Consider the following 16,127-nt stretch of genomic DNA (forward strand, 5'->3'; position numbering starts at 1 on the left):
CCCGCCGACGGCCCCCTCAGCCCCCTGCGTACCGCTCCAGCCCCGAGGTCGTCACCAGCTTCTCGTCCTTGAACAGCCGGGCGCCCCGCTCGCACAGCCGCCGGTCGGCCCGGGCTCGGGCGCAGAACTCCTCCGGGGTGATGCCGAAGAGTTCCCTCAACCGGGCGGAACCCACGAGGAGTTCGCCGAGCAGGGTCCGCTGGCCCGGATGCGTGCGAGGCACGCCGGTGCCGTCGTGCAGGACGCCATGGCGGTTGACGTACGCGTACACGCCGGGCAGCGTCACTCCGGGCGCCGGCTCGACGCGCACCTCGGGCGCGGGCAGCCAGGCGCGGTGGAAGTTGCCGTTCGGCAGCGGCACCCCCTCGCTCGCGTCGACCACCGCGAGCTGCTCGTCGTCGAGCCAGGTGACGAACAACTCCCGTACGGCTCCCGGCGAGTCGAAGGGCGACGCGGACACGTACCCCAGGCGGCTGACGTGCGCGGAGACACCCACGCCGAGGCCGGTGACCCGGGCCCTGACCATCGGAATCGGCGATGTGATCCCGAACTCGGCCATCTTGTGCCGCAGTTGGGCCGGGCTGGCGTTGGAGCCGACGGCCAGGACGGCGGTGCGGTCCGGGTGCACGAAGACGTCGAGGGGCAGCAGCCGGTCACCGTCGAGGAGTCCGGAGTCCCTCGGCCACCCGCCCGGATAGAGCAGCGGATGATCGCGCGGCGCCTCGGCCAGGCCCAGTGCCTCCAGGGTGTGATCTTCCATGAGTCGCTCAGTCCGTCGGTGGCAGCTCGCCCGAGCCGCGGGTGATCAGCCGGGTCGGCAGCTCGATCCGCTCCGGGGCGAGCAGGGTGCCGTCCAGCTGGCGGAACAGCCGCTCGGCGGCGGTACGGCCGAGGGCGGCCGCGTCCTGGGCGACGACGGTGACCCCGGGCTGCAGCAGATCGGCCAGCTCGATGTCGTCGAAGCCGACGAGGGCGACCGGGCGCCGGTGCTCCGCCAGGACCCGGATCACGGTGACCGTCACCCGGTTGTTGCCGGCGAAGACGGCGGTGACGGGGGAGGGACCGGCGAGCATCTCCTCGGTCGCCCGGCGCACCCGCTCGGGATCGGTCACGCCCAGCGACATCCAGGAGTCCTCCACCGTTATGCCGGCGTCCTCCAGGGCGGCCCGGTAGCCGCGCAGGCGCTCGGCGGCGGTGTGGATGCGGGGCATGTCGCCGATGAACCCGATCCGCCGGTGCCCGTGGGCGATCAGGTGGGCCACACCGTCCCGGGCGCCGCCGTAGTTGTCCGAGACGACCACGTCGGCGTCGATGTGACCGGCCGGACGGTCCACGAACACCGTCGCCACGCCCGCCTGCAACTCGGGCTCCAGATAGCGGTGGTCGTCACCGGCGGGGATGACCACCAGTCCGTCCACCCGCCGTGCGCACAGCGCCAGCACCAGCTCCTGCTCACGCTGCGGGTCCTCCGCGCTGGAACCGTTGATGAGCAGGGCGCCGTGGGCCCGCGCCACCTCCTCGACCGCGCGGCTGAGCGGGCCGTAGAACGGGTCCGCGAGGTCTTCCAGGACCAGGCCGATGCTGGCGGTGCTGCCCTTGCGCAGCACGCGCGCGCTGTCGTTGCGACGGAAGCCGAGAGCGTCGATGGCCTCCTGGACACGCCGCTCGGTCTCCGTCGTGACTCCCGGCTCACCGTTGACCACGCGCGACACGGTCTTCAGCCCGACGCCGGCCCGCGCGGCCACGTCCTTCATCGTCGGACGGTTGCCGTAGCGGTTTGTGGCGAGGCGCTCGGCGCGGCGGTGGGTCTCGGGCACGGTGCGGTGTCCTGTCCTGTCGTCCACGGGGATACTGCGGTTCATGGGGGATGCGGCGCCCATGATTTTGTATGAGGATGTGGCGTCGAGCATAGAGCCTGGACAACGTTGTCAGATGCGAGAGACACTGTCCACCACAATCTCCGGCCTGCGCCCCACCGCGAGACCGGCCCGCGTCACCGCGCGGTTGCTCGCACACTCTTCATGGCTGTTCCCAAGGTTGTTCCGATGTCTGACGGGGAGATCCGACACTGATGCACACCGACCTCGTGGCCGCGCTCGATATCGGCGGCACCAAGATCGCCGGAGCGCTGGTGGACAGCCACGGCCGGATCCAGGCTCGCGCGCAGCGCGCCACGCCCGCCCGGGAAGACGGCGAGACCGTGATGCGGGCCGTCGAGGAGGTGCTCGCCGAGCTGACCGCGTCGCCTCTGTGGGGACACGCCACGGCCCTCGGGATCGGCAGCGCGGGCCCGGTGGACGCCTCCACGGGCACGGTCAGTCCGGTGAACGTGCCGGGCTGGCGCGACTATCCGCTGGTCCAGCGGGTGAAGGCGGCGGCCGGGGGGCTGCCCGTCGAGCTGATCGGGGACGGCGTGGCGATCACGGCCGCCGAGCACTGGCAGGGCGCCGCCCGTGGGCACGACAACGCGCTGTGCATGGTGGTGTCGACGGGCGTCGGTGGCGGACTGGTCCTCAACGGCCGACTGCACCCCGGCCCGACCGGCAACGCGGGCCATATCGGCCACATCAGCGTGGACCTGGACGGCGACCCGTGCCCGTGCGGTGCGCGCGGCTGCGTGGAGCGCATCGCGAGCGGCCCCAACATCGCACGCAGGGCGCTCGAGAACGGCTGGCGGCCCGGCCCGGACGGTGACACCTCCGCCGCCGCGGTGGCCGCCGCCGCCCGGGACGGTGACCCGGTCGCCGTGGCCTCCTTCGAGCGGGCCGCCCAGGCGCTGGCCGCCGGCATCGCGGCCACCGCGACCCTCGTCGAGATCGACATCGCCGTCGTCGGCGGCGGCGTGGGCAAGGCCGGCGACGTGCTGTTCGCACCCCTGCGCAAGGCCCTGCACGACTACGCGACCCTGTCCTTCGTGCGGCGCCTGCGGGTGGAGCCCGCACAGATGGGCACGGACGCGGGACTGGTCGGCGCGGCGGCGGCCGCCCTCGCCCGGCGGACGGACCCGGCTGCGGCGGGGGTCTGACGGACTTAGGGCCCTAGGCAGGATGGTTTCACTCGAATGGACCCGGTCCGCCCACGTGGGTCGGCCGGGCCTCTCGTCCGGGGCGCCCGGCGCTGTCCCGATCACCTCGAGGCGGGGCGTGACTCCGGACGGCGTTCGCCAGTTGAACCCGGCATGAAGAAGCGCAGCATGCTCGCCATCGCCTCCCTCGCCACCGGCTTCGTCGTCGCGGCCATCACCCCGTCCCACGCCCTGGGCGAGGACCTGGGGAACCTCGACGTCGACAAGACGCTCAGCACCCTCGACCACACCGTCGCCCCCGACAGCCCCGACGGGGACGAGGACGCCCTCGGGCAGAACGGCTGACGAGGCTCGATCGCAGGACGCGGCGCCGGTGCCCCCGACGGGAGGGGGCGCCGGCGTCCGTCTGTGCGCCCTCAACTGCGGCTGGTTTTCGTGGCAGGGTGGAGCGGGCAAGCCTCAGGGGGCCGGCTGAAGAGGGGGAAACGTGATCGTCTGGATCAACGGCGCGTTCGGTGCGGGGAAGACCACCACCGCACGGGAACTGATCGAACTGATCCCGAACAGCACGCTCTTCGACCCGGAGGTCATCGGCGGAGGGCTCACGCACCTGCTGCCGCCCAAGCACCTCGCCGAGGTCGGCGACTTCCAGGACCTGTCGATCTGGCGACGACTCGTGATCGACACGGCGGCCGCGATGCTCGCCGAGCTGGGCGGGACCCTGGTCATCCCGATGACCCTCCTGCGCCAGGACTACCGGGACGAGATCTTCGGTGGCCTGGCCGCACGCCGGATCGCGGTCCGGCATGTCCTCCTCGCTCCGGCGGAAACGATCCTGCGTGAGCGCATAGCCCGCCGCGAGGTCCCGCCGGACCTCCCGGACGGGGAGATACGCATACGGCAGTGGTCGTACGACCACATCGATCCGTACCGATCCGCTCTGGCCTCCTGGCTCACGGCGGACGCGCACCCGATCGACACCAGCGCCCTCACGCCGTACGAGACCGCCTCGCGGATCGCCGAGGCCGTCAGCCGCGGCACCGTGCCCGTCTGCGACATCGTGCAGACGCCCGAGCCGACCGCCGAGACGCTCGCCGCGGGTGTCCTCCTCTTCGACGAGCAGGACCGGGTGCTGCTCGTCGACCCCACCTACAAGGCCGGCTGGGAGTTCCCCGGCGGCGTCGTCGAGCCCGGTGAGGCTCCGGCCCGCGCCGGCATGCGCGAGGTCGCCGAGGAGACCGGCATCCGCCTCGACGACGTACCCCGCCTCCTGGTCGTCGACTGGGAACCGCCCGCGCCGCCCGGTTACGGCGGTCTGCGCCTCCTCTTCGACGGCGGACGCCTGGACTCCACCGAGGCGGGGCGCCTCCTGCTGCCCGGGCCCGAGCTGCGCGCCTGGTGCTTCGCCTCCGAGGAGGAAGCCGCCGACCTGCTGCCCCCGGTCCGCTACGAGCGGCTGCGCTGGGCCCTGCGGGCGCGAGAACGCGGGGCGGCGCTGTACCTCGAAGCCGGGATCCCGGTCGGCTGACCTGTCGTGAGATCCCCGCCGCACCCTGGTGCCGGCGGGGATCTCAGGTGTGCCCCCGCTCCTGCGAAGCCCCTGCGAAGCCCTGTGCGCAGGGACTTTCCGGCGCCGCCGTGCACCGCGCTCCGGCCAAGAGTCCGTCGCCATACCTCTATGCCGGAGCTAACGAAACGTCTCGCTCGCGTCAACTCTTGGCAACCTGCGCAAACAATCACTTTTCCGCCCCCGTTCCGCCTTGACCGGGCCGACGGGGCGTTGCGACAGTCCGCAGAGTCCTCACGGCGCCGACACCGGACGCCGTCCAGGCCTTTCGCCCAGGGGCCCGTCCCCTGACGCGTCCCTTCCCCCGGCGACCGTGGCCACCCCGCGGCAGCCCCAGCTCACCTCCGGGACGTCCGTACGATGACCACGCAGCATCAGCCGGTCCAGAACGCCACCGGCACCACGCCTTCGGCCGACGAACCGGCCGGAGCCTCCCCGTCCGCCGCGCCCGCCGTCGCCGGACGCTCGCCGGCCCGTATGGCCTGGAACCGGATCAGGCGGGACAAGGTCACCCTGACCGCGTTCGTGGTGACCGTCCTGTTCATCGTGATCGCGTTGCTGGCCCCGGTGCTCACCGCGTTGACCGGCTGGGGGCCCATCACCCCGGACGGTCGGGCGATCGACCCGGACACCGGCAACTTCCCCTACGGATCGCTGGGCGGCATCAGCCTCCACCATCTGCTGGGTGTCGAACCGGGCACGGGATACGACCTGTTCGCCCGGGTCGTGCACGGCCTGCGCACCTCGCTCCTCGTCGGCTTCGCCTCGGCCGTGCTGTCCACCGTCGTCGGTGTCGTGGCCGGACTCGCCGCGGGCTACTCCGGCGGCTGGGTCGACTCGGTGCTGTCACGGGTCATGGACGTGATGCTGGCGTTCCCGCAACTGCTGTTCATCATCGCGCTCACCCCGGTCATCCAGAACGCGCTGCAGACCGACCAGCACGGCGGCACCGACGAGAACCTGCGACTGCTGGTCCTGGTCCTCAACATCGCGGGGTTCGCCTGGGCCTACACCGCCCGCCTGGTACGCGGCCAGGTACTGTCCCTGCGCGAGCGGGAGTTCGTCGACGCCGCGCGGATCATGAGCGCCGGTCCGGGACACATCCTCTTCCGCCAACTGCTGCCGAACCTGTGGGCGCCGATCCTGATCTCCTTCGCGCTCGCCGTCCCGCAGAACATCACCACCGAGGCCGCCCTGTCGTACCTGGGCGTCGGCGTCATCCCGCCCAACCCGGACTGGGGGGCCCTGCTGTCGGACGCCTCCCAGTACTTCCTGCAGGACCCGATGTACCTCTTCGTCCCCGGGGTCCTGCTCCTCGTCCTCGTCCTGGCACTCAACCTCCTCGGAGACGGAGTCCGCGACGCCCTCGATCCCCGTGCGGCGCGCGGCTGACGCGTGCCCCCGAAGCACCGGCCGGACGGTTCCGTCGCGAACCGCCGTGGCCGAGCCCGTACAAGAACGGAGTGTTACCTCATGACGCGCAGAACGCGCTCGGTCGCCCTCACGGCAACCGCCGTGGCGATCGCCCTGGGGGCCGCCGCCTGCGGGGGCTCCTCCAGCACCACCGGCAGCGCCCCCGCCAAGGGCGGCACGCTGACGATCCTCGACGACGCGGACTTCGACCACCTCGACCCCCAACGGGCCTACACGACCGAGGCGTCGAGCATGGACTACGAGATCGTCCGCACCCTCACCGGATGGCAGGAGACGGGGTCCCAGCCCAAGCTGGTCGGGGACCTCGCCACCGACACCGGAACGTCCAGCGAGGGCGCCACCGTGTGGACCTTCCATCTGCGCCACGGGGTCAAGTGGCAGGACGGCACCGAGGTCACCGCGCAGGACGTCAAGTACGGCATCGAGCGGGCGTTCTCCCCGGACATCAACGGGGGCCCGCCGTACGCGAGTCAGTGGCTGGTCGGCGGCGCCTCGTACAAGGGCCCTTACAAGGGGCAGCAGTTGGACTCGATCGGGACGCCGGACAAGTACACCCTCGTCTTCCATCTCGACCAGCCGGTCGCCGACTTCGACGAGACGACGGCCATGACCGGATGGTCGGCGGTGCCCAAGGCCCACGACACCGGCTCCACGTACGACACGCACGTCTGGTCCGACGGGCCCTACATGATCAAGTCGTACACCAAGAACAAGGAACTGGTCCTGGTCAGGAACAAGAACTGGAGCCGGTCCGACGACCCGATCCGCGAACAGAACGTCGACGAGATGGACGTGAAGGTCGGGCAGGACCAGGCCGCCATCGACCAGCAGATCAAGTCCGACGCCGGTACCGCACAGACCTCGATCACGCAGACGCCGATCGCCGGATCCGACCTGACGACCATCGCGGGCGACCCCTCGCTGAAGTCGCGCTACTACAAGATCCCGGCTCCCGGCATCAACTACATGGCGATCAACACGAACCGGGTCAAGGACATCAAGGTCCGTGAGGCGATCGAGTACGCCGTCGACAAGACAACCGTGCGTGGCGCCTTCGGCGGTTCGGCCTACGGTGACTACGCCACCACGATGCTGGCCCCCGGCATCAACGGTCACAAGAACTTCGACCTCTACGCCTCCAGTCCCGCCGGTGACCTCACCAAGGCCAAGGCCCTGATGAAGCAGGCCGGCGACCCCAAGCTCACCATGTCACTGGCCGTGGAGAACATTCCCACCCACGAGCACTTCGCCGACGCCGTGAAGACCGCGCTCGCCAAGATCGGCGTCACGGTGAACATCAGCCCGATCGACAAGTCGAGCTACTTCAGCACGATCGACAACGTGAAGAACCAGTACGACCTGACCTGGGGCGACTGGATCGCGGACTGGCCGAACGCCTCCACCGTGCTGCCCACCCTGTTCGACGGACGGCAGATCAAGAAGCTGCCGCAGTCCAACCAGGACCTGTCGTACCTGAACGACCCGAAGGTCAACGCGCAGATCGACCGGATCGGCAGGATGACCGACATCGGTCGGCGCAACGCCGCCTACGGGGCCCTGGACGAGCAGATCCTGAAGGACGCCGCCGTGGTCCCGCTGATGTACATGAACTTCAGCGATCTGGGCGGCTCCAAGATCGGCGGGGTCATCGACGACACGATCATGGCCGAGCCCAGCCTTGTGCACGTCTACATCAAGCACTGACGCACATCAGGCACTGACGTACATCAAGCACTGACACATCCCTCCCAGGCCCGCCGGCGGTCCCGGCCGGCGGGCACCCCACTCACGTCAGGGTCCAGCACGACATGCTTCGCTACCTCGTCCGACGCCTGCTGGCAGCGGCCATGATCCTGCTGGTGATCACCGCGATCACCTTCGTCATCTTCTACGCGCTGCCGTCCAACCCCGCGCTCCTGGCCTGCGGGAAGACCTGTTCGCCGTCCCGGCTGACGGAGATCAGGCACTCCCTGGGCCTCGACCAGACCTTCGTCACCCAGTTCTGGGAGTTCTTCAAGGGGCTCTTCGCCGGCCGTGACTACGGCGACCAGAGCGTGCGCGTGCACTGCGGCGCGCCCTGTCTCGGCCTCTCCTTCCAGACCGACACACCCGTCCTCACCACCCTGCTGGACGACTTCCCGGCGGACCTCTCGCTCGGTCTCGGCGCCGCGCTGGTCTTCCTGGTCCTGGGCGTCGGCCTCGGCATGGTGGCCGCGGTCCGCAGGGGCCGGGCCGCCGACAAGGCGGCGGTCGGACTGGCGCTGGTCGGCGTCTCCGTGCAGATCTACTTCATCGGTCTGCTGCTGCTGTTCCTGTTCGTCGACAAGTGGCAGATCCTGCCCGCGGCCGGCTACACACCGATCACCCAGGACCCGACCGCCTGGTTCCAGGGGCTCATCCTGCCCTGGGCCACGCTGGTCATCGTCTATCTCGCGATGTACACCCGGCTCACCCGCTCCTCGATGCTGGAGGTCCTCGCCGAGGACTACATGCGCACCGCCCGGGCCAAGGGGCTGCCGGTCGGCAAGGTCGTCCTCAAGCACGGGCTGCGGGCCGCGATCACCCCGATCATCACCATCTTCGGCATGGACGTCGGTTCGCTGATCGGCGGCTCCGCGGTGATCACCGAGTCGGTGTTCGGCATCAACGGCATCGGCAAGCTGGCGGTGGACTCGGTGCAGAACTCCGACCTGCCGGTCATCCTCGGCACCACCCTCTTCGCCGCCACGTTCGTGGTGCTCGCCAACGTGGTCGTCGACGTCGTGTACGGCCTCGTCGACCCCCGTGTACGCCTCGCCTGAGACCCGACAGCCGCGTAAGGAAAGCCAGTGTCCCCGCAGACCTCTCCACAGCCCGCGGACCTCACGCCCGCCCCCGAATCCTTCCTCGATGTACGGGACCTGAGGGTGCACTTCCCCACCGAGGACGGCGTCGTCAAGTCCGTCGACGGTGTCTCCTTCACGCTGGACAAGGGCCGCACCCTCGGCATCGTCGGCGAGTCCGGCTCGGGAAAGTCGGTGACCTCGCTGGCCCTGCTGGGCCTGCACAAGGGCACCCGCGCCACGGTCTCCGGTGAGATCCGGCTGGCGGGCCGCGAGCTCGTCGCCCTCCCGGAGCACGAGATGCGCGGGTTGCGCGGCCGGACGGTCTCCATGATCTTCCAGGACCCGCTGTCCGCCCTGCACCCGTACTTCACCGTCGGCGCCCAGATCGCCGAGGCCTACCGGGTGCATCACAAGGTGACCGGGAAGGAGGCCCGGGACCGCGCCGTCGAGATGCTGAGACGGGTCGGCATCCCGCAGCCCGAGCGGCGGGCGAAGGACTATCCGCACCAGTTCTCCGGCGGCATGCGGCAACGCGCCATGATCGCCATGGCGCTGGTCTGCGACCCCGAACTGCTCGTCGCCGACGAGCCCACCACCGCCCTCGACGTCACCGTCCAGGCGCAGATCCTGGACCTGATCCGCGACCTCCAGGAGGAGTTCGGCTCCGCCGTCATCCTCATCACGCACGACCTCGGCGTGGTGGCCGACATCGCCGACGACATCCTGGTGATGTACGGCGGCCGACGCGTCGAGTACGGCACCGTTCGGGACGTACTCAAACAGCCGGAACACCCCTACACCTGGGGCCTGTTGGAGTCGATGCCGCAGATCACCGATGACGTGGACCGCCGGCTGAACCCGATCGCCGGCTCGCCTCCGAGCCTGATCAACCCGCCGGGCGGCTGCGCCTTCCACCCCCGCTGTACCTACAAGGGCTGGGTGGGCGACGGGCGTTGCTCGGTGCGGCGGCCCGAACTGCTGGCCGTCTCCGGCACCGACCGGCATCTCGCCGCCTGTCACCTCACGCCGGAGACCAAGGACGAGATCCGCGGCCGCAGGGCCGGGGCCGCGCGGTGAAGGCGGCGGACGAACAGGAGCATGCCATGAGCGCCACCCAGCCTCCCCCCGCGGAGCGGGCCGTTCCCGCCGTGGAGCCACCGGCCGGCGAGAACCTGCTCGAGGTCAGCGGTCTGCAAAAGCACTTCCCGATCCGGCACGGCATCGTGTTCCAGCGCCGGATCGGGGCCGTGCACGCCGTCGACGGCGTCGACTTCACGGTCGGGGCCGGTCGGTCGCTGGGGCTGGTCGGGGAGTCCGGTTGCGGCAAGTCGACCACGGGCCGTCTGGTCACCCGGCTGCTGGAACCGACCGCGGGTACCGTCGTGTTCGACGGCGAGGACATCACTCACACACCCGTGACCCGGATGAAGGAGGCCCGTCGCAACCTCCAGATGATTTTCCAGGACCCGTACTCCTCGCTGAACCCACGGCACACGGTCGGCACCATCGTCGAGACGCCGATGCGGCTCAACGGCATCAACCCGCCCCAGGGGCACCGGCGTCGGGTCCAGGAGCTGCTGGAGACGGTGGGTCTCAACCCCGAGCACTACAACCGCTACCCCAACGAGTTCTCCGGCGGGCAACGTCAGCGCATCGGCATCGCCCGCGCCCTCGCTCTCAGGCCCAAGCTCATCGTGGCCGACGAACCGGTGTCGGCGCTGGACGTGTCCATCCAGGCGCAGATCGTCAACCTGCTCCAGGACCTCCAGCGGGAGTTCGGTATCGCGTTCGTCTTCATCGCCCACGACCTCGCCGTCGTGCGCCACTTCTGCGAGCGCGTCGCGGTGATGTACCTCGGCAAGATCGTCGAGGTCGCCGACCGGCGGACGCTCTACACACGGCCGCGGCACCCCTACACCCACGCCCTGCTCTCCGCCGTCCCGGAGGCCGACCCGGACGGCATCCGGCGTCGTGAGCGCATCCGCCTGGCGGGGGACGTACCCTCCCCGGTCGACCCGCCCTCGGGCTGCCGCTTCCGTACCCGCTGCTGGAAGGCGCAGGAGCGGTGCGCGGCCGAGGAGCCGCCGCTGGTCCGCATCGCCGGGAACCCGGAGGGCCACCTGACGGCCTGTCACTTCCCGGAGGAGCCGCTCGTCGAGGCCCGCGCGGAGGACATCGTCCTCGACCCGGCGCTGAGGCCTTCGAGTTCCTCGTGAGGGTACGGGGTGAGCCTGCTCTCCTGCTCGAGACGCCGGTTGAAGTCGCCCACCACTGCGGCGAGTCGGGCGTATCGGGAGATGAGATCGGCGGCGGCCCGCGGGATGCCCTCGGGGCGCTTGCCGTCGGCGCAGGCGCGGATGAACTCCTCGCGCTCGTCCCTGCCGAGGCCGTACTGGTCGACGACCAGCCAGTGGACGAGGTAGGAGAAGGCGTAGGCGTGGTCGTAGGGACGGTGGCGGTCGAAGAAGTCGCTCTCGTCCTCGCCGAGTCGGAAGCGGGGCGAGAGCGACAGGCCGTAGTCGGTGAGCCAGAGCCGGTGCCCGTCGGTGAGGATGTTGCCGAAGTGGGCGTCGAGGTGCAGGAGCCGCTGCTCGTGGAGGAATTTGGTGACGGCGTCGAGGCCCTGCTCCACGAGGGCGCAGGCGGAGTCGGCCTCGTCCGTGCGGAGTTGGGCCGCGAACCAGTCGTGGAGGGTGTACGGCACGTATTCCAGAAACAGCGTCAGACTTGCGGACGCCGTGCGCCGGCCCTCGATGCTCTCCCGCAGCCCCGGTGATCCGCCCCAGTAGGCCACGGCCCGTTCCACGTCGGCGAGTTCGTCGGGCAGTGGCCCGGGTGTGTCGGGCAGGACCCTCCAGTGGTGCAGGAGGGGGAAGCCCGGGAAACGGCCGGACAGCACCCAGTTGGTCGTCATCTCGTGCACGGCGAGCTCACGCCAGGCGCCGAAGCCGGGGCTGCCGACGGCGCCGATGCCGTAGTGGCAGAAGGCCGGCAGGTCGAAGAGGTTGGCGGTGGAGCGGACGTGGTCCGGGCGGCGCTCGGTGTCGGTGAGAGGCACCCGCTTCACGAAGACCCGTGTGCCGTCGACCTCCAGGAGCGTCGACCGTCCGCCGATCCCGGCACCGGCCGGTGTGCCCGAAGCCACCAGGTCCGCCAGTTCGCGGTCGCTGTGGAAGGCGAGTGAGGTGGCGAGGTCGGCGTGGGCGGTGAGGCGTGTGGTGGACGGCATGTCCCCATGGTCAGTCCCGGGTCCCGTACGTGTCCGCCGTTTCTCGTAGCGCGGCCCCGGCCTGGCCGATCACCGGGGCGCCGTGACCGAAACAGGCCACGTCCGTATCGAGTGCGGCGAGCCGGTGGCAGGCGGCGAGGGCCTGGGAGCGGTCGAGGTTGAACACGCCCGGTATCACGCTGCCGTCGACCGGCGAGGCGGCGATCGTGGCCCCCGTGAACAGCACGCCGTGATCCGGGAGATGGAGGGCGATGCTGCCGTCCGTGTGCCCGGGGACGTGGATGACCCGAGCCCCGCCCCCGAAGTCGAGTGCGTCGCCGTCGGACAACTCGGTGACCTTCGACGGGCGCTGGTGGTCGCCGCGGGGGAGGTGCCGTACGGCCGCCGCGTGCAGGGGGCGCTCCCAGTCCTCGAACACCGGTGGCGGGCCCGGGACCTCACCCCGTACGACGGGAGCGTCCAGGTGGTGGGCCAGCATCTCGGCACCGGTCAGCGCGGCCAACTCGCCCGCGCCGCCCGCGTGGTCCTCGTGGAAGTGGGTGAGCACGATCCGGCGCAGGCGACCCTTCGCGTACGCGGAGATCGGCGCCGCGGAGCCCGCGGGCCCGGCGTCGATCAGCGTCAGTTCGCCGTCGCCGTCGCCGTCGCCGTCGCCGTCGCCGTCGCGCCAGAGATAGGCCTGGCCGACCGGGAAGCGCAGGAGATGGAGACGGGGGAGCAGCTCTACGACGTCCATGGAACGACCGTAGACAGGCCCCCGCCCGCAGGCGAGGGCCCTTGGCTGAGGGCAGAGCGGTCAGTTCGCCGCGTAGTTGCGCAGGAACAGCGCCTCCGCCACCGACAGACGCTCCAGCTCCTCGGGGGACACGCTCTCGTTCGCCGCGTGGATCCGGGCCTCCGGCTCGCTCAGCCCGATCAGGAGGATCTCCGCGCGCGGGTACAGGGCGGCGAGGGTGTTGCACAGCGGGATGGAGCCGCCCTGGCCGGCGTACTGCATCTGCTCACCCGGGTACGCGACCGCCATCGCCTCGGCCATCGCCGCGTACGCCGGGCTGGTCGTGTCCGCGCTGAACGGCTGCCCCTGCCCGACCTGTTCGGTACGCACCCGGGCGCCCCACGGGGTGTGTGTCTCCAGGTGGGCCTGGAGCAGCTTGGTCGCCTCGACCGCGTCCACGCCCGGCGGCACCCGAAGGCTGACCAGCGCGCGGGCGCTCGCCTGCACGGACGGGGTGGCGCCGACGATCGGCGGGCAGTCGATGCCGAGGACCGTGACGGCCGGCCGCGCCCAGATCCGGTCGGCGACCGTACCGGAGCCGATGAGCTCGACGCCGTCCAGCACACGGGCGTCCTGGCGGAACTGCTCCTCGTCGTACCGCAGTCCGTCCCACCGGGTGTCGGCGTTGAGCCCGTCGACCGTGGTCGAACCGTCCTCGGCGCGCAGCGAGTCCAGGACGCGGATCAGCGCGCTCAGCGCGTCGGGGGCGGCGCCGCCGAACTGGCCCGAGTGCAGGTTGCCCTCCAGGGTGTCGATCGCCACCCGGACCAGGGTCATGCCGCGCAGCGTGGAGGTGACCGTGGGCAGCCCGACCCGGAAGTTGCCCGAGTCGCCGATGACGATCGTGTCGGCCGCGAGCAGGTCGGGGTGCTCCTCGGCGTACCGCTCCAGACCGCCGGTGCCCTGTTCCTCGGAGCCCTCGGCGATGACCTTCACATGGACCGGGACGCCGCCGTTCGCCTTCAGCGCGCGCAGCGCCAGCAGGTGCATGATCACGCCGCCCTTGCAGTCGGCGGCCCCGCGCCCGTACCAGCGGCCCTCGCGCTCGGTCAGCTCGAAGGGCGGGGTGGTCCAGGCGGTCTCGTCCAGGGGCGGCTGCACGTCGTAGTGGGCGTACAGCAGGACCGTTTTCGCGCCCTCGGGGCCGGGCAGGTAGCCGTACACCGACTGTGTGCCGTCGGGGGTGTCGAGCAGGGCCACGTCCTGGAAGCCCTCGGCGTCGAGCGCGGCGGCGACCCAGCGGGCGGCGCCCTCGCTCTCGCTCCTGGGGAACTGGTCGAAGTCCGCCACCGACCTGAAGGCCACCAGTTGGGTGAGCTCCGCCTTCGCCCTCGGCATCAGCGAGGTGACGGTCTCGGCGACCGGATTCGACGACATGGGCACGCTCCTTGTGGGTGCGACGTTGTACCAGTGAGTGCCGTAGATCCTCCCACAGTGGCCTGCGGCGATGTCCGCCGTAGGATGCGGGGGACAGGTGCGGCAGCGGCTTGATCAGGAGCAGTAGACCATCGTGAGCAGCGAGAACCCTTCGGCCAACGACTCTTCGGCGGACGACGTGCAGCGGGTGTGGGACGTCGTGGTGGTGGGCGCGGGACCCGCGGGGGCCTCGGCCGCCTACGCGGCGGCGGTCGCGGGGCGGCGCGTGCTCCTGCTGGAGAAGGCCGAGCTGCCCCGGTACAAGACGTGCGGCGGTGGCATCATCGGCCCCTCACGCGACTCCCTGCCGCCCGGCTTCGAGCTGCCGTTCCGGGACCGCGTGCACGCGGTGACCTTCTCGAACAACGGCCGGTTCAGCCGGACCCGCCGCTCCCGGCAGATGCTGTTCGGGCTGATCAACCGGCCCGAGTTCGACCAGCAGTTGGTCGAGCACGCGCAGAAGGCGGGCGCGGAACTGCGTACGGGTGTCACCGTCCAGCGGGTCGAGCAGCACGGCTCGTCCGTGCCGGACCGGCGCACCGTCGCGGTCGTCCTGCAGGGCGGCGAGACGGTCCTCGCGCGGTCCGTGGTCGGCGCGGACGGCAGCGCGAGCCGCATAGGGGCGCATGTCGGCGTCAAGCTCGACCAGGTGGACCTCGGCCTGGAGGCGGAGATCCCGGTGCCGGAGACGGTCGCCGAGGACTGGAAGGGGCGGGTGCTCATCGACTGGGGCCCGATGCCCGGCAGCTACGGCTGGGTGTTCCCGAAGGGCGACACGCTGACGGTCGGGGTGATCTCGGCGCGCGGCGAAGGGGCGGCCACCAAGCGGTACTTGGAGGAGTTCATCGGGCGGCTGGGCCTGGCCGGCTTCGAACCGAGCATCTCCTCCGGCCACCTGACCCGGTGCCGTGCCGACGACTCGCCGCTGTCGCGCGGGCGGGTGCTGGTGTGCGGGGACGCCGCCGGACTGCTGGAGCCGTGGACCCGCGAGGGCATCTCGTTCGCGCTGCGCTCGGGCCGGCTCGCGGGGGAGTGGGCGGTGCGGATCTCTGAGGCGCACGACGCGGTGGACACCCGCCGCCAGGCGCTGAACTACGCGTTCGCGATCAAGGCGGGGCTCGGCGTCGAGATGAGCGTCGGCAAAACCCTGCTGACGGTCTTCGAGCGGCGTCCCGGCTTGTTCCACGCGGCCCTCACCGGCTTCCGCCCGGCCTGGAAGGCGTTCACGGACATCACGCGCGGTGCCACGTCACTGGGCGAGCTCGTCCGCGCGCATCCGCTCGCCCAGCGTGCGCTGACCGCGATGGACCGGCGGCCCGCCGATCCCTCGGGCGGCGAGGTCACTTCGTGACCGTGATCCGGAAGACCGGGTGGTCGGCGGCGGCCGCGACGAGTTCCTCGTCGGTGGACTTGGCGGTGACCCCCTTGAAGTACTGGTTGACCTCCCAGCCCCACTTCTCCAGGTAGGTCCGCAGGACCGGGAGCTTCTCCGCGTCGGGAAGCTCCACCGCGGTGAACGCGCGCACCTTGCGGCCCACCCGCAGCTCCCCACCGCCGGCCGCCCGCATGTTGCGCACCCACTGGGAGTGCCCGCGGGCCGAGACCAGGTACTGCCCGCCCTCGTAGGTGTGCGGGTTGACGGGGACGCGCTGCATCTGACCGCTCTTGCGGCCGCGGACCGACATCTCGGCCGTCCCGGCGAGGCTGAGTCCGTGCCGGGCCAGCCACCCGATGACGTTGTTGAGCCGGATGGCCATCGGGCTGCCCTGGAGGTAGTACTGCGACGACATCGACATGATGACTCCCACGTGTTCGAGAGAGCGGAGCTCTCACCAATTCCGAGAGCACTGCTCTCG

The 16,127-nt window shown here is 70.8% G+C and carries 15 protein-coding genes; 9 read left to right on the forward strand and 6 right to left on the reverse strand.

Annotated elements, in window-relative coordinates; all coding sequences use genetic code 11:
• Nucleotides 1-16: 16 nt before the first annotated feature.
• Together AB0H86_RS19090 and AB0H86_RS19095 are read right to left on the reverse strand one after the other, a co-directional pair.
• The gene (locus AB0H86_RS19090) at nucleotides 17-760 is read right to left on the reverse strand and encodes a hypothetical protein (RefSeq protein WP_362439401.1); all 744 of its coding nucleotides are present in this window, start codon (nucleotides 758-760) and stop codon (nucleotides 17-19) included.
• A 7-nt stretch (nucleotides 761-767) separates the two neighbouring features.
• A complete protein-coding gene (locus tag AB0H86_RS19095; protein WP_362439404.1) occupies nucleotides 768-1,862 on the reverse strand; it encodes a LacI family DNA-binding transcriptional regulator in 1,095 nt (364 codons plus the stop codon).
• Nucleotides 1,863-2,071: 209 nt separating this feature from the next.
• Here AB0H86_RS19095 and AB0H86_RS19100 point away from each other — a divergent pair, with 209 nt between their 5' ends.
• The 8 genes from AB0H86_RS19100 to AB0H86_RS19135 all read left to right on the forward strand — a co-directional run bounded on the left by AB0H86_RS19100 (nucleotide 2,072) and on the right by AB0H86_RS19135 (nucleotide 11,067).
• Nucleotides 2,072-3,025 (forward strand): ROK family protein, encoded by a 954-nt coding sequence (locus tag AB0H86_RS19100; protein ID WP_362439407.1) that lies wholly within the window; start codon nucleotides 2,072-2,074, stop codon nucleotides 3,023-3,025.
• Between the two features lie 153 nt (nucleotides 3,026-3,178).
• Entirely contained in the window at nucleotides 3,179-3,370 is a 192-nt protein-coding gene (locus tag AB0H86_RS19105; protein WP_362439410.1) for a hypothetical protein, read from the forward strand.
• A gap of 142 nt (nucleotides 3,371-3,512) precedes the next feature.
• Nucleotides 3,513-4,553 carry an NUDIX domain-containing protein gene (locus AB0H86_RS19110; protein ID WP_362439413.1) on the forward strand — a complete coding sequence of 347 codons (1,041 nt, stop codon included), beginning with the start codon at nucleotides 3,513-3,515 and terminating at the stop codon, nucleotides 4,551-4,553.
• Nucleotides 4,554-4,952: 399 nt separating this feature from the next.
• Nucleotides 4,953-5,984, forward strand: a complete 1,032-nt coding sequence (locus AB0H86_RS19115; protein WP_362439416.1) for an ABC transporter permease — start codon at nucleotides 4,953-4,955, stop codon at nucleotides 5,982-5,984.
• Between the two features lie 81 nt (nucleotides 5,985-6,065).
• Complete coding sequence (locus tag AB0H86_RS19120; protein WP_362439419.1) at nucleotides 6,066-7,730, forward strand: ABC transporter substrate-binding protein; 1,665 nt, start codon at nucleotides 6,066-6,068, stop codon at nucleotides 7,728-7,730.
• Between the two features lie 104 nt (nucleotides 7,731-7,834).
• Nucleotides 7,835-8,827 (forward strand): ABC transporter permease, encoded by a 993-nt coding sequence (locus AB0H86_RS19125; RefSeq protein ID WP_362439422.1) that lies wholly within the window; start codon nucleotides 7,835-7,837, stop codon nucleotides 8,825-8,827.
• A gap of 27 nt (nucleotides 8,828-8,854) precedes the next feature.
• Nucleotides 8,855-9,928 carry an ABC transporter ATP-binding protein gene (locus tag AB0H86_RS19130; RefSeq protein ID WP_362439425.1) on the forward strand — a complete coding sequence of 358 codons (1,074 nt, stop codon included), beginning with the start codon at nucleotides 8,855-8,857 and terminating at the stop codon, nucleotides 9,926-9,928.
• 26 nt (nucleotides 9,929-9,954) lie between these two features.
• Nucleotides 9,955-11,067, forward strand: a complete 1,113-nt coding sequence (locus AB0H86_RS19135) for a dipeptide ABC transporter ATP-binding protein (RefSeq protein WP_362439428.1) — start codon at nucleotides 9,955-9,957, stop codon at nucleotides 11,065-11,067.
• On the opposite strand, the gene AB0H86_RS19140 is transcribed toward AB0H86_RS19135, so the two are convergent.
• From AB0H86_RS19140 to AB0H86_RS19150, 3 genes are read right to left on the reverse strand one after another with little or no spacing between them, the layout of a single operon-like run.
• Nucleotides 10,983-12,080 carry a protein kinase family protein gene (locus tag AB0H86_RS19140; protein ID WP_362439431.1) on the reverse strand — a complete coding sequence of 366 codons (1,098 nt, stop codon included), beginning with the start codon at nucleotides 12,078-12,080 and terminating at the stop codon, nucleotides 10,983-10,985. The two genes, AB0H86_RS19135 and AB0H86_RS19140, sit on opposite strands and share 85 nt — an antisense overlap.
• Before the next feature lie 10 nt (nucleotides 12,081-12,090).
• Entirely contained in the window at nucleotides 12,091-12,816 is a 726-nt protein-coding gene (locus tag AB0H86_RS19145; protein WP_362439434.1) for an MBL fold metallo-hydrolase, read from the reverse strand.
• A gap of 60 nt (nucleotides 12,817-12,876) precedes the next feature.
• Nucleotides 12,877-14,232 (reverse strand): dipeptidase, encoded by a 1,356-nt coding sequence (locus AB0H86_RS19150; RefSeq protein WP_362439437.1) that lies wholly within the window; start codon nucleotides 14,230-14,232, stop codon nucleotides 12,877-12,879.
• A 133-nt stretch (nucleotides 14,233-14,365) separates the two neighbouring features.
• Between AB0H86_RS19150 and AB0H86_RS19155 the strand changes: the two genes are divergently transcribed.
• Nucleotides 14,366-15,622: a geranylgeranyl reductase family protein gene (locus tag AB0H86_RS19155; RefSeq protein ID WP_362439440.1), complete on the forward strand. Its 1,257-nt coding sequence runs from the start codon at nucleotides 14,366-14,368 to the stop codon at nucleotides 15,620-15,622.
• Here AB0H86_RS19155 and AB0H86_RS19160 read toward each other — a convergent pair.
• Nucleotides 15,612-16,061 (reverse strand): nitroreductase family deazaflavin-dependent oxidoreductase, encoded by a 450-nt coding sequence (locus AB0H86_RS19160; RefSeq protein WP_362439730.1) that lies wholly within the window; start codon nucleotides 16,059-16,061, stop codon nucleotides 15,612-15,614. The genes AB0H86_RS19155 and AB0H86_RS19160 overlap by 11 nt on opposite strands.
• Nucleotides 16,062-16,127 lie beyond the last annotated feature (66 nt).

The organism is Streptomyces sp. NPDC050997 (assembly GCF_040660135.1).
Lineage (GTDB): Bacteria > Actinomycetota > Actinomycetes > Streptomycetales > Streptomycetaceae > Streptomyces.

Excerpts from the sequence above, each read along its gene's own strand:
- AB0H86_RS19160 (WP_362439730.1), bottom strand. The coding sequence starts at position 16,061 with ATGTCGTCGCAGTACTACCTCCAGGGCAGCCCGATGGCCATCCGGCTC.
- AB0H86_RS19120 (WP_362439419.1), top strand. The coding sequence starts at position 6,066 with ATGACGCGCAGAACGCGCTCGGTCGCCCTCACGGCAACCGCCGTGGCG.
- AB0H86_RS19135 (WP_362439428.1), top strand. The coding sequence starts at position 9,955 with ATGAGCGCCACCCAGCCTCCCCCCGCGGAGCGGGCCGTTCCCGCCGTG.
- AB0H86_RS19115 (WP_362439416.1), top strand. The coding sequence starts at position 4,953 with ATGACCACGCAGCATCAGCCGGTCCAGAACGCCACCGGCACCACGCCT.
- AB0H86_RS19140 (WP_362439431.1), bottom strand. The coding sequence starts at position 12,080 with ATGCCGTCCACCACACGCCTCACCGCCCACGCCGACCTCGCCACCTCA.
- AB0H86_RS19145 (WP_362439434.1), bottom strand. The coding sequence starts at position 12,816 with ATGGACGTCGTAGAGCTGCTCCCCCGTCTCCATCTCCTGCGCTTCCCG.
- AB0H86_RS19090 (WP_362439401.1), bottom strand. The coding sequence starts at position 760 with ATGGAAGATCACACCCTGGAGGCACTGGGCCTGGCCGAGGCGCCGCGC.
- AB0H86_RS19125 (WP_362439422.1), top strand. The coding sequence starts at position 7,835 with ATGCTTCGCTACCTCGTCCGACGCCTGCTGGCAGCGGCCATGATCCTG.
- AB0H86_RS19095 (WP_362439404.1), bottom strand. The coding sequence starts at position 1,862 with ATGAACCGCAGTATCCCCGTGGACGACAGGACAGGACACCGCACCGTG.
- AB0H86_RS19100 (WP_362439407.1), top strand. The coding sequence starts at position 2,072 with ATGCACACCGACCTCGTGGCCGCGCTCGATATCGGCGGCACCAAGATC.
- AB0H86_RS19105 (WP_362439410.1), top strand. The coding sequence starts at position 3,179 with ATGAAGAAGCGCAGCATGCTCGCCATCGCCTCCCTCGCCACCGGCTTC.
- AB0H86_RS19150 (WP_362439437.1), bottom strand. The coding sequence starts at position 14,232 with ATGTCGTCGAATCCGGTCGCCGAGACCGTCACCTCGCTGATGCCGAGG.